This is a genomic window from Cetobacterium sp., assembly GCF_051653945.1.
GTDB lineage: Bacteria > Fusobacteriota > Fusobacteriia > Fusobacteriales > Fusobacteriaceae > Cetobacterium_A.
This window is the reverse complement of the sequence record NZ_JBOFXD010000084.1, coordinates 12701-25603: the sequence shown is the minus strand read 5'-3', so window position 1 is coordinate 25603 and position 12903 is coordinate 12701. Positions and strand designations below refer to the sequence as shown.

General features: G+C 31.7%; 14 protein-coding genes. All 14 read left to right on the top strand.

Annotated elements, in window-relative coordinates:
- Nucleotides 1-99 precede the first annotated feature (99 nt).
- The gene (ychF, locus tag ACRC8M_RS09300; protein ID WP_438528886.1) at nucleotides 100-1194 is read left to right on the top strand and encodes a redox-regulated ATPase YchF; all 1095 of its coding nucleotides are present in this window, start codon (nucleotides 100-102) and stop codon (nucleotides 1192-1194) included.
- Nucleotides 1195-1283: 89 nt separating this feature from the next.
- Nucleotides 1284-1766 carry a YceD family protein gene (locus ACRC8M_RS09295; protein WP_438528885.1) on the top strand — a complete coding sequence of 161 codons (483 nt, stop codon included), beginning with the start codon at nucleotides 1284-1286 and terminating at the stop codon, nucleotides 1764-1766.
- A 36-nt stretch (nucleotides 1767-1802) separates the two neighbouring features.
- Nucleotides 1803-1985, top strand: coding sequence for a 50S ribosomal protein L32 (gene rpmF / locus ACRC8M_RS09290; protein ID WP_297431897.1), 183 nt, complete (start codon nucleotides 1803-1805; stop codon nucleotides 1983-1985).
- A 100-nt stretch (nucleotides 1986-2085) separates the two neighbouring features.
- The gene (gene plsX, locus ACRC8M_RS09285) at nucleotides 2086-3102 is read left to right on the top strand and encodes a phosphate acyltransferase PlsX (protein ID WP_438528884.1); all 1017 of its coding nucleotides are present in this window, start codon (nucleotides 2086-2088) and stop codon (nucleotides 3100-3102) included.
- A complete protein-coding gene (locus ACRC8M_RS09280) occupies nucleotides 3092-4084 on the top strand; it encodes a beta-ketoacyl-ACP synthase III (protein ID WP_438528883.1) in 993 nt (330 codons plus the stop codon). Before plsX ends, ACRC8M_RS09280 begins: the two co-directional genes overlap by 11 nt.
- A gap of 71 nt (nucleotides 4085-4155) precedes the next feature.
- On the top strand, nucleotides 4156-5061 hold the full coding sequence (gene fabD, locus ACRC8M_RS09275; RefSeq protein WP_438528882.1) for an ACP S-malonyltransferase: 906 nt from the start codon (nucleotides 4156-4158) through the stop codon (nucleotides 5059-5061).
- 86 nt (nucleotides 5062-5147) lie between these two features.
- On the top strand, nucleotides 5148-5372 hold the full coding sequence (gene acpP / locus ACRC8M_RS09270) for an acyl carrier protein (RefSeq protein WP_023051686.1): 225 nt from the start codon (nucleotides 5148-5150) through the stop codon (nucleotides 5370-5372).
- A gap of 74 nt (nucleotides 5373-5446) precedes the next feature.
- The gene (gene fabF / locus ACRC8M_RS09265) at nucleotides 5447-6685 is read left to right on the top strand and encodes a beta-ketoacyl-ACP synthase II (protein WP_438528881.1); all 1239 of its coding nucleotides are present in this window, start codon (nucleotides 5447-5449) and stop codon (nucleotides 6683-6685) included.
- 16 nt (nucleotides 6686-6701) lie between these two features.
- Entirely contained in the window at nucleotides 6702-7412 is a 711-nt protein-coding gene (gene rnc, locus ACRC8M_RS09260) for a ribonuclease III (RefSeq protein WP_438528880.1), read from the top strand.
- Nucleotides 7399-8448 (top strand): elongator complex protein 3, encoded by a 1050-nt coding sequence (locus tag ACRC8M_RS09255; protein WP_438528879.1) that lies wholly within the window; start codon nucleotides 7399-7401, stop codon nucleotides 8446-8448. The genes rnc and ACRC8M_RS09255 overlap by 14 nt, the downstream gene beginning before the upstream one ends.
- Complete coding sequence (locus ACRC8M_RS09250) at nucleotides 8420-9886, top strand: Rne/Rng family ribonuclease (protein WP_438528878.1); 1467 nt, start codon at nucleotides 8420-8422, stop codon at nucleotides 9884-9886. Before ACRC8M_RS09255 ends, ACRC8M_RS09250 begins: the two co-directional genes overlap by 29 nt.
- A gap of 7 nt (nucleotides 9887-9893) precedes the next feature.
- The gene (gene coaD / locus ACRC8M_RS09245; RefSeq protein WP_438528877.1) at nucleotides 9894-10376 is read left to right on the top strand and encodes a pantetheine-phosphate adenylyltransferase; all 483 of its coding nucleotides are present in this window, start codon (nucleotides 9894-9896) and stop codon (nucleotides 10374-10376) included.
- A 2-nt stretch (nucleotides 10377-10378) separates the two neighbouring features.
- Nucleotides 10379-11764: a DNA repair protein RadA gene (gene radA, locus ACRC8M_RS09240; RefSeq protein ID WP_023051680.1), complete on the top strand. Its 1386-nt coding sequence runs from the start codon at nucleotides 10379-10381 to the stop codon at nucleotides 11762-11764.
- Nucleotides 11757-12818, top strand: coding sequence for a DNA integrity scanning diadenylate cyclase DisA (gene disA, locus ACRC8M_RS09235; protein ID WP_438528876.1), 1062 nt, complete (start codon nucleotides 11757-11759; stop codon nucleotides 12816-12818). The genes radA and disA overlap by 8 nt, the downstream gene beginning before the upstream one ends.
- Nucleotides 12819-12903 lie beyond the last annotated feature (85 nt).

Sequence of the window (12903 nt, the reverse complement as noted above, 5' to 3'; positions counted from 1 at the left end):
AAAACCCTTACTAAATAAAGTGAGGGTTTTTTTATTTACAAAAGATTTTATATATGGTAAAATCTAAAGTAAAATAAAATTTCAGGAGGAATCTCTAAGATGATAGGTATAGGAATAGTAGGACTTCCAAATGTAGGAAAGTCAACTCTTTTTAACGCAATAACAAAAGCTGGAGCGGCAGAAGCAGCAAACTATCCGTTCTGTACAATAGAACCAAACGTAGGAATGGTAACAGTTCCAGATCAAAGATTAGATGAGTTATCAAAAATAATAAATCCTCAAAGAGTTCAACATGCAACAGTTGAATTTGTGGATATTGCAGGTTTAGTTGAGGGAGCAGCAAAAGGTGAAGGACTAGGAAATAAATTCCTATCAAACATTAGAACTACTGCTGCGATTTGTCAAGTTGTTAGATGTTTTGAGGATGAGAACATTATTCACGTAAGTGGAAGTGTAGATCCAATAAGAGATATTGAAATTATAAATGGAGAGCTAATCTTAGCTGATATGGAAACTATTGAAAAAGCGATAGAGAAGCAATCTAAATTATTTAAAGCAAAAAATAAAGAAGCATTAGTATTGATGCCAGTTTTAGAAAAATGTAAAGCTCATTTAGACGAGTATAAGATGTTAAGAACATTAGTACTAACACCTGAAGAGCAAGAGTTAATGAGAACGTATCAACTTTTAACACAAAAACCAATGATGTTTGCAGCGAATGTGTCAGAAGATGAGTTAGCTACAGGAAACGAGTATGTAGAAAAAGTAAAAGAGTACGCAGCAAATTTAGGAGCAGAGGTTGTTGTAGTTTCTGCAAAAGTTGAATCAGAACTTCAAGAGATGGAAGATGAAGATAAAAAAGAGTTCCTAGAGGCTTTAGGAGTAGAGGAGCCAGGATTAAATAGATTAATCAGAGCAGGATTTAAACTGTTAGGATTACAAACTTATTTCACAGCGGGTGTAAAAGAAGTAAGAGCTTGGACTATAAGAATAGGAGATACAGCTCCAAAAGCAGCTGGAGAAATTCATACAGATTTTGAAAGAGGGTTCATCAGAGCAAAAGTAGTTGGATATGAGGACTTTATAAAGTATTCTGGATGGAAAGGAGCTCAGGAAGCAGGAGTTCTAAGATTAGAAGGAAAAGAATACATTGTAAAAGATGGAGACTTAATGGAGTTTTTATTTAATGTATAAAATATAAAGGGTTGTTAAGAAAAATTACTTGACAACCTTTAAAAAAACTAGTAAAATATTAAGGTATTGTAATTATAAGGAGGATAACATTGATAATCAAGCTTAGTGAAATTATTAATGAATCAGAGGTAGCCTTTGATTATGTTGAAAAGACTATGGATTCTATGGACATTCCAGAAGGTGTAACTATAAAAGGAAAAGCCTATAAAGAGGGAAGTGGTTATGTAATTGAAGGGTCTTATAGAGCAGTACTAAGATTAGAGTGTGTTAGATGTCTAGCGGAGATAGAGCCTTTAGTTCAAGGAGAATTCAAAGGGGAGTATTTAGATCCAAAAGAATATTCTAAGTATATATCTAGTCTGAAGCCAGAAGAGGAGTTTGGAGACAAACATTTTGAAGAAGCTATAAATAGCGAAATAGATATCTCTGATCTGGTTAGAGAATATATAATACTTGATTTGTCACAATATGAGGCATGTCTTCCAGAGTGTTCAGATACTTCTGAAGTAGAAAAATACTCTAAAGAGGATGTTGACCCAAGATGGCAGCAATTATTAGACATAAAATTTTAAATTTTTAAATATGAATGTATTAGGAGGGAAACTAAGATGGCAGTACCTAAGAAGAAAACTTCGAAAGCTAAGAAAAACATGAGAAGATCTCACGACGCATTAAAAGGTTCTACTTTAGCAACTTGTGACAAATGTGGAGCACCAAGAAGACCGCACAGAGTTTGTCTTGCATGTGGAGATTACAACGGAAAGCAAGTATTAGCTACAGAAGTAGAGTAATATCTTATAAAAAAAAGCGGGATAGTTAAATCTTGCTTTTTTTTATTTCCAAAAATATGATATAATAGTTTAATAATTATATATTGATTGAGGAGAAAATATGAGAATTGCTTTAGATGCTATGGGTGGAGATTTTGCACCTTTAGAAACAGTAAAGGGTGCTATACAAGCTTTGGATGAACTAAAAGATTTAACCGTAGTTTTAGTTGGAAAAAAAGAGAAAATACAAGAAGAATTAGAAAAGTATACTTATGATAAAAATAGAATAGAAATTTATGATGCTAGAGAAGTTATTGAGATGACAGATGATCCAATGTCAGCTGTAAGGACTAAAAAGGATTCATCTATGAATAAAATGTTAGAATTAGTGAAATCTGGAGAGGTTGAGGCGTCAGTTTCAGCAGGAAATACAGGAGCACTAATAAGTGCTAGTCAACTTAAACTTAGAAGAATAAAGGGAGTTTTAAGACCTGCAATAACAACAATATTTCCAAGTAAAAAAAGAGATATTGTTTTAATGGATGTAGGAGCAAATGCTGATTGCAGACCTGAGTTTATAAATCAATTTGCAACAATGGGAACTCTATATTATGAAGAGATGTTTGGTGTTTCAAATGCAAAAGTTGGACTATTAAATATAGGAGCTGAAGAAGGAAAAGGTAATGAAATTACAAGAGAGGCCTTCCATCTTTTGAAAAGTAATGATAAAATAAATTTTATAGGAAACATTGAAAGTAGAGAGATGATGGACGGAGAGGTTGATGTCATTGTAGCTGATGGTTTTACTGGAAATATGGTTTTAAAAACAGCTGAAGGAACTGCTAAATTTATATTTTCAATTTTAAAAGAAGAGATAAATAAAAGTACTTTAGGAAAAATAGGAGCCCTTTTATTAAAGCCTATTTTGAAAAAATTAAAAGTAAAATTAGATTCTTCAGAGTATGGAGGAGCTCTTTTCTTAGGAATAAATGGAATTTCTATAAAAGCTCACGGAAACTCAACAGCTAGAGGAATCAAAAATGCTTTGAAAGTTGCCAATAAGTTTGCAGAAGACAAATTTATAGATAGATTAACAGAGGTAATGAAACAGAATCAAGGAGGAAGCGATGAAGCTTAAAAATGTAGGTATAATAGGGTTAGGAACTTATGTTCCAGAAAATGTAATGACAAATTTTGATTTTGAAAAAATTATAGATACATCAGATGAGTGGATTAGGACAAGAACAGGGATAGAGGAAAGAAGATTTGCAAGTGCAGATCAAGCAACATCAGATTTAGGAGCAGAAGCATCAAAAAAAGCTTTAGAAAAAGCAGGACTTTCTGCAGAAGATATTGATATGATAATTTTAGCAACAACAACACCTGATTATCCAATTCAAAGTACAGCATGTGTTGTACAAGAGTTAATAGGAGCTGTAAACGCAGCAGCAGTAGATATAAATGCAGCATGTAGTGGATTTGTTTATGCTTTAACAATGGCAAAAGGTTTAATTGCTTCTGGAATGAATAAAAAAATATTAGTAGTAGGAGCAGAGGTTTTATCTAAGTGTGTAGATATGCAAGATAGAAATACCTGTGTTTTATTTGGAGATGGAGCAGCAGCAGCAGTGGTAGCTGAAGTAGAAGAAGGATATGGAATGTTATCGCAGTTCTTAGGAGCAGAAGCTGATGTAAAAGGAGCTCTTAGAACACCAGCAGGAGGAACTAGAAAGCCGCTGAGTCAAGAGGTTTTAGATGAGAGATCAAACTTCTTACAAATGAAAGGACAGGATGTATTTAAATTTGCTGTAAAAGCTCTTCCAAAAGCTACTTTAGAGGCATTACAAGGAGCAAACTTAAAAGCAGAAAATATAGATATGGTATTCCCGCATCAAGCAAATGTTAGAATAATAGAGGCAGCTTCAAAAAGATTAGAAATTCCAATGGATAAGTTCTATTTAAATTTAAATAAATTAGGTAATACATCATCAGCTTCTATTGGATTAGCTTTAGGTGAAGCTTTAGACAAAGGTCTTGTAAAAAAAGGAGATACAATAGCATTAACAGGATTTGGAGCAGGATTAACATATGCTTCAATGATAATTAAATGGTCTTATTAAATTTAAAATTGACAGAGTAAAAATAATATGGTATATTAAAAAACACATGTTATTTATAAAAAGGAGTTAATATGAGTAAAATAGCTTTTGTTTTTCCAGGTCAAGGAACACAGTACGTTGGTATGGGAAAAGAACTTTATGAAAATAATGAATTAGCTAAAAAAGAGTTTGATAAAATCTTCTCTAATTTAGATTTTGATTTAAAATCAGTTATGTTTGAAGGTAGCGAAGAGGAATTAAAAGATACTAAAAATACTCAACCAGCTATAGTAGCAATGAGTTTAGTTTTAGAGAAATTGTTAAGAGAAAAAGGAATTGAACCAAGCTATGTAGCAGGACACTCTGTAGGAGAGTATGCAGCAATTGGTTCAGCAGGATTTTTATCTATGGAGGATGCTGTAAAGCTAACTTCATTGAGAGGAAAAGCAATGAGTAAGGTATCAGGAGAGGTTGCAGGAACAATGGCAGCAATAATTGGACTTGATGCCGATAAGATAGTTGAAACTTTAAAATCAGTAGACGGAGTAGCTGAAGCGGTAAATTTCAATGAGCCTAAGCAAACTGTAATAGCAGGAGAAAAGGAAGCTATAGGAAAAGCTTGTGTAGCTTTAAAAGAAGCGGGAGCAAGAAGAGCTATGGAATTATCAGTTTCTGGACCATTCCACTCAAGCTTAATGCAACCAGCTGGTGAAATATTAAAAGAAGCTTTAGAAAAGTTTAAATTTGAAGATTCTTCAGTAGTTTTAATTGCTAATACAACGGCAAAAGAGATTACAAAAGTTGATGAATTAAAAGATGAATTATACAGACAAAGTTTTGGACCAGTAAAATGGGTTGATACAATATTAGCTTTAAAAGAAGCAGGAGTAACTACTGTATATGAAATTGGACCTGGAAAAGTATTAAATGGTTTAATAAAAAAGATTGATAAAGAGATTGAAGTTATCAATGTTGAAAAACTTTCAGATTTAGTATAAAATACTAAAGATTATAAAACTTGAAAAAATATATTAAATTTGCTAATATATTAATATAAATAATTTAAAAATTAGGAGGAAAACACATGTTAGATAAAATAAGAGAAATAGTTGTAGAGCAATTAGGAGTTGACGCTGATCAAGTAACTTTAGAGGCAAACTTCGTAGAGGATTTAGGAGCAGATTCACTAGATACAGTTGAATTAATAATGGCTTTCGAAGAGGAGTTCGACGTAGAGATTCCTGATACAGAAGCAGAAAAAATTAAAACTGTTCAAGACGTTGTAAACTACATTGAGTCAAATAAGTAAGATAAATTTAAAGGGGTATGAAAGTACCCCTTTAGTTATATTTTTTGGAAAAATAACGAAGAGGTGGATAAATAATGAGAAGAGTAGTTGTAACAGGAGTTGGTTTAATAACTTCACTAGGTACTGGGACGGAAAAATCTTGGGAAGCTATTAAGGCTGGAAAATGTGGAATAAAAGAGATTAAATCTTTTGATACAACAGAAAGTGCTGTTAAAATAGCTGGAGAGGTTACTGATTTTGACCCAACAGAGTTTGGAATAGAAAAGAAAGAAGTAAAAAAATTAGCTAGAAATACACAATTTGCAATTGCCGCTGCAAAAATGGCATTAGAAGACTCAGGACTTGTTATAGATGATAAAAATGCAACTAAGGTTGGAACGATAGTATCATCAGGAATTGGTGGAATAGAAATTTTTGAAGATCAGTATGGAACAATGTTAGAAAAAGGAGTAAGAAGAATATCTCCTTTTACAATACCAGCAATGATAAACAATATGGCATCAGGAAATGTTGGAATTTATTTTGGTGCAAAAGGACCAAATAAGGCTGTTGTAACAGCATGTGCTGCTGGAACTCATTCAATTGGTGATTCTTATGAGATGATAAAATCAGGAAGAACAGACGCAATGATTACAGGTGGTACAGAAGCATGTATTACAAAATTTGCAATAAATGCATTTGCAAATATGAAAGCACTATCAACAAGAAACGATGAGCCTGAAAAAGCTTCAAGACCATTTACAGCTGACAGAGATGGATTTGTAATGGGAGAAGGAGCAGGTATTCTAATTTTAGAAGAGTTAGAATCAGCAAAAGCTAGAGGAGCAAAGATATACGCAGAAGTAGTAGGTTACGGAGAAACTTGTGATGCATACCATATTACATCACCAGCAGAAGGTGGAGAAGGAGCTACTAGAGCTTTTGTTATGGCTATGGAAGAGGGGAACATAAAACCAGAAGAAGTAGGATACATTAATGCTCACGGAACATCAACACCTGCAAATGATAGAAATGAAACTGCAGCTATAAAAGATGCTTTTGGAGATTCAGCTTATACTCTGAATATATCTTCAACAAAAGGAGCTACTGGTCATGGACTAGGAGCAGCTGGAGGAATCGAAGGAGTAATTTTAGCATTATCAATAGCAGAAGGAGTAGTACCTCCAACAATAAACTTAGATAATCCTGATCCAACACTAGATTTAAACTATACTCCAAATGAAATGGTAAAAAGAGATATAGAAGTTGGGATGTCAAGTTCATTAGGGTTTGGTGGGCACAACGCTGTAATTGCTATGAGAAAATATAAGTAAAAAAGGAGAGAGATAAGTGAAAAGATCATACTTAGAATTAGAGGATAAAATAGGTTATGCCTTTAAAAATAAGGATTTATTAAAAAATGCACTTATCCATAGGTCTTTTGGAAATGAACATGCTAAATATAGAAAATTAAATAATGAAAGACTAGAACTGCTAGGAGATGCAGTTCTAGATCTTATTGTGACAGAGTATCTATATAAAAGTTACCCGAATGCTTTAGAAGGGGACTTAGCAAAACTAAAAGCTATGGTAGTAAGTGAACCTGTATTGGCAAGAATATCAAAAAGTTTAGGTTTTGGACAATATTTAATGCTGAGCAAGGGTGAAGAATTAACTGGTGGAAGAGAAAGAAATTCAATACTAGGTGATGTTTTTGAAGCAATATTAGGTGCTGTATATTTAGATTCAGATTTTACAGTGGCAAAAGATATAGCTATGAAATTTTTAAAGTATCCAATTGAACATATAAATGAAAATGAGGATATTTTAGATTTTAAAACAATACTACAAGAGTATAGCCAAAAAGAATATAAAATAATTCCAACTTACCAAGTAGTTAGCGAAGCTGGGCCAGATCATTTAAAAGTTTTTGAGGTTGTTGCAGTTATAAAGGACGATTTAAAAGGTTATGGAAAAGGTAAAAATAAAAAAAGTGCAGAACAATCGGCAGCAAAAGATATTTGTAAAAAGTTAGGAGTAAAACTTTATGAAACACTATAATATTCCAATTTTTATAAGTCATTTTGGATGTCCAAATGATTGTGTATTTTGTAATCAAAAAAAGATAAATGGTAGAGAGACAGATGTAACCACAGAGGATATAAAAAATATAATTGAAACATACTTAAAAACTCTTCCAAAAAAATCCAAGAAAGAGGTGGCTTTTTTTGGTGGAACTTTTACAGGGATTTCTATAAAGTTGCAAGAAGAATATCTATCTGTAGTTTATGAATATATAAAAAATGGTTTGATTGATGGCATAAGATTATCAACAAGACCTGATTATATTGATAAAAAAATAGTAGATATGCTGAAAAAATACGGAGTTACAACTGTAGAGTTAGGAGTTCAATCTTTAGATGAAAAAGTGTTAATAAAAACACATAGATTTTATCCAATGGAAAAAGTATACGAAGCTTCAAAATTGATAAAAGAAGCAGGAATTGAGTTAGGAATTCAACTTATGTTAGGGTTACCTGGATCTACTGATGAAAGTGATTTTGCTAGTGCTGTTAAAACAGTGGAATTAAAACCCGATATTGCAAGAATTTATCCAACGTTAGTAATAAAAGAAACTGAAATGGCAGATATGTTCAAGAAGGGAAGTTATATACCTTTAACTTTGGAGGAAGCTGTGAAAAGGTGTAAAAAAATATATTCACTTTTAGATTATAATAATATAAACATTGTTAGAGTAGGATTACAACCGACAGAAGAATTAAATGACAACGAAAATGTTTTAGGGGGACCTTTCCATCCAGCTTTCAGAGAGTTGGTGGTTGGAGAGATATATTATGATTTTCTTAAAGAAATATATGAAGAGGAAAAAAGATTAGAAGTAGAAATTAATGAAAAGAATGTTTCCAAAATTGTAGGTATAAACAAAATTAATAGAGAGAAGCTAGGAAAAGATTTAGTGATAAAAATGAATAATACATTAGAGATAGATAGAATCAAAATAAATGAAAAAATTTACTCATGGAAACAGGTTCTTAGGGGAGAGATAAATGAACCAAGTAATAATAAATACCAATAAATTTAAAACAAGAGCAGCAGTTTTAGAAAATGGAAAAGTTATGGAAGTTCATATTGAAAGAGAGGGTGAAGGAACACTAAATGGGAACATTTACAAAGGGAAAGTTGCAAATGTTCTTCCAGGGATGGAGTCAGCCTTTGTCAATATTGGACTTGAAAAAAATGGATTTTTATATGTTAAGGATTTGAGAGATTTTGAAGAAAAATATTTAACTGGAATAGTAAATAGTGGGAAACCAATAGAAGACCTATTAAATGTAGGAGATGAAGTAGTTGTTCAAGTTTTAAGTGATCCTAGAGGTAGTAAAGGTGCAAGAGTAACAACGCACTATACTATACCTGGGAAATTTTTGGTTTTAATGCCAAATAATAACCATATCGCTATATCAAAAAAAATAAAAGACGAAATAGAAAGAGAGCGACTAGAAAAGTTGTTTTCAGAAATAGTTCCAGAGGGTATGGGTGTTATAATAAGAACTGCAGCCGAAGGAAAAAGCATCTATCATTTCGAAAAGGAGTTACAGTACTTAATAAAGAAATGGGAAGAGATAGAGATTAGAATAAAGAAAGCAAAAACAGGTGAATTACTATACAAAGATAATGGCATTGTGAGTAAAGTGTTGCGTGATATTATAGGTAACGATATTGATGAGATAGTTGTGGATAATGAAGAGGTTTATTGGGAAATCATAGATTATATAAGAGCTTTTAGTGAAGGAATACCAAAAATGAAAATAAAACTTTATACAGAAAAAGAGGAGATTTTTTACAAATATGGTATTCAAAAAGAGATAGAAAAATCATTAGAAGTAACAACTATGCTAGAGTGTGGTGGTTCCATTGTAATTGAAAAAACTGAAGCCTTGGTAAGTATAGATGTTAATACTGGAAAAAATATAGGAACTATGAATCTAGAAGAAACTGTGGTTAAAACAAATATAGAAGCGGCAGTAGAAATAGCTAGGCAACTGAGAATAAGAAATCTGAGTGGAATTATTATTATTGACTTTATTGATATGAAAGTTGAAGAGGATAAACAAAAGGTATTGAAGGTATTAGAAGAAAGTTTAGCAAAAGATAGAGTTAAGACTAATATAATTCATTTTACAGATTTAGGACTAGTAGAGATGACTAGAAAAAGATTAGGAAAACCTTTGAGCTACTATTTTCAAGATGAGTGTCCAGTATGTAAAGGGACAGGGAAAATAAAGGGAAGTAGAGCTATTGTAGAAAATATAATAAAAGAACTAAAAGATATAGTTAGTGAAAAAGATATAAAAAATGTAAAGATAATCACAAAATCCTCAGTTAAAGAAAAAATAGAGGAGATATATTTTGATTTTATTAAATCTCTTTTACAAGCTTCTGGAAAAACAATAGAGATAACAACAAAAAATAGAGATTTACTAAAAGATTACGAAATATTATTAGAAAGTTAGGTGTGGGATGAAATTAGCTTTATACTCAGGGACATTTGACCCAATAACAAAAGGCCATAAAGAGATAATAAAAAGAGCAAGTAAAATGTGTGATAAATTAGTTGTTGCAGTTTTAAATAATAGTGCAAAAAAAACTTTATTTTCTTTAGAAGAGCGTAAAGAGATGGTAGAGGAAGTTTTGAAAGATATAGAGAATATAGAAGTAGTTGAACATAATGGACTTTTGGCTAACTATATGAATGAGATCGGGTGTAAGTATATAATCAGAGGTCTGAGAGCAGTTACTGATTATGAGTATGAATTATCACTGGCATATGGAAATTATGATATTTCAAATGGTGAGATTGAAACAGTTTTTATTCCAGCATCAAAAGAGTATTTGTACGTAAGCTCTTCAGTTGTTAGGGAATTAGCACTCTATAAAGGGAAATTAGATAAGTATTTAGATGAATTTGTAATAGAGAAGATAAAAAAAAGATTTGAGGAGTAAAAATGGCAAAGGCAAAGAGTTTTTATGTATGTAGTGAGTGCGGATTTAAAACTATAAAGTGGATGGGTAAATGTGATGGTTGTGGAGAATGGGGAACTTTTGAAGAAGAGATTGAAATTTCTCCAATTGCAGCAAAAAGCATAAAGTCATCTACAAATTCCCTTGTTAATATACAGGAAAAGGTTGTATCTTTTGCCAATGTACAATTAGAAAAAAACTTTAGGTATAAGACTAAAATTTCTGAATTTGACAGGATTTTAGGTGGAGGGTTAGTAAAGGGAGAAGTAGTATTAATAACTGGAAATCCAGGTATTGGAAAATCGACACTTCTTTTACAAACAGCTAAAGAATATACAGAGTATGGAGATGTTCTATACGTATCGGGAGAGGAATCCCCCGCTCAAATAAAGTCTAGGGGAGAAAGACTTGGAATATATTCAGAGAATTTATATTTGATGTCAGAAACTGATATTCAAAGTATATATGAATATGTTATTACAAAAAAACCAAAAATAGTTATTGTTGATTCTATTCAAACACTGTATAATTCAGAAGTGGACTCTATTCCAGGAACACCAACTCAAATAAGAGAGTGCACTTTAAAAATAATTGAACTAGCTAAAAAAAATGATGTTTCATTTTTTATAGTTGGTCATATAACAAAAGATGGTAAGGTAGCTGGACCAAAGTTACTTGAGCATATGGTAGATGCTGTATTTCATTTTGAAGGTGAAGAGGGACTTTTTTATAGAATATTGAGAAGTTTGAAGAATAGATTTGGATCTACAAATGAGTTAGCAGTATTTAGTATGGAAGATACAGGAATACACGAGGTAAAGAATTCGTCAGAATTTTTTTTGAGTGAAAGAGATGAAAAGAATATAGGTAGTATGGTGGTACCAGTATTAGAAGGAACTAAAGTTTTTCTTCTAGAAATACAAACGCTACTTACTGATTGTACTATTGGAATTCCTAAAAGAATTGTTCAAGGATTTGATAGAAACAGAATGCAAATATTGACAGCAATTGCAGAAAAAAGAATGGGATTACATTTGGGAATGAAAGATCTCTTTATAAATATACCAGGTGGACTTTCTATAAACGATCCAGCAGCTGATTTGGGAGCTCTTATATCGATAGTTTCTTTATATAGGAATGTAGCTATTAGTCAAAAAATAGCAGCTATAGGAGAATTGGGATTAAGAGGTGAAATTAGAAAAGCATTTTTTATAGATAGAAGATTGAGAGAACTTGAAAAACTTGGTTTTAAAGGTGTATATGTTCCTGAGGCAAATAGAAAAGAGATTGAGAAAAATAGTTATAAATTAAAAATAATATATTTAAAAAATTTAGAAGAATTTTTAGAGAGGATGAGTAAAGATGAATAACCCAGAATTCTTAGAGATTCTTTCTCTTTTGGCTCCAGGGACAAAGTTAAGAGAGGGGATATATAACGTTTTAGATGGTGAAATGGGAGCTTTAATAGTTGTCGGTTTAGATTCTGAAGTTCAGAAAATAATGGATGGTGGATTTGAAATAAATTGTGAATATACACCAGAAAAATTATTTGAACTTTGTAAAATGGATGGAGCTATAATATTAGACTCTGATATAACAAGAATACACTCTGCAAATGTGCATTTGCAACCAAGTATGAGATTCTCTACAAATGAGAGTGGGACAAGACATAGAACAGCCCAAAGAGTAGCGAAACAAACAGATAAGTTAGTTATAGCAGTATCAGAAAGAAAAAAAGTTGTAACAATATATAAGGGTGAAATGAAGCATAGGCTTAGAAGTACTTCGGACCTAATGGGAGAAGCCTCTCAAGGACTTAATACGTTAGAACGATATCGTTTTGTTTTAGATAAAGCTTTAGGGAACTTAACAATTCTTGAATTAGATGATTTAGTGACATTGTACGAGGTAACTGTTGTACTTCAAAGATTCGAAAAGGTAACAAGGATATTCCAAGAGATGAATGCTTATATGACTGAATTAGGTGTAGACGGAAGACTTGTTAGATTACATCTAAACGATTTAATTCAGGATATTGAAAGTGAAAAAGAAGATTTCTTAAGAGATTATTGGAATTATTCCAATGCTCCTTTTGATTTAATTGAGATAACAGATAGATTGTCTAAACTTACAGATGATGAATTGAAAGAGTTAGAGAAATTATCAGCAGTTCTTGATTATGGAAAAACATACTCAGCTTTAGGAAATAGAGTAACACCAAAAGGATATAGAATTTTAGATAAAATAACAAAATTAACAAAAAGAGATATAGATAAAATAGTAAATAATTACGGTAACTTATCTAAAATTCAAGAAGCTTCAACTGAAGAACTTTTAGAAATTAAAGGTATCAGTAAATTTAAAATAAAGGCTATTCAAACAGGTTTAAAAAGATTAAAAGTAACTGTTGAATTAGAAAAGTAAAAATCCACTAAAAAAAGTGGATTTTTTTTTATTAATGTGCTATTATCATACTATAGGGGTGTACCCTATAAAATAGGAGGTGTTT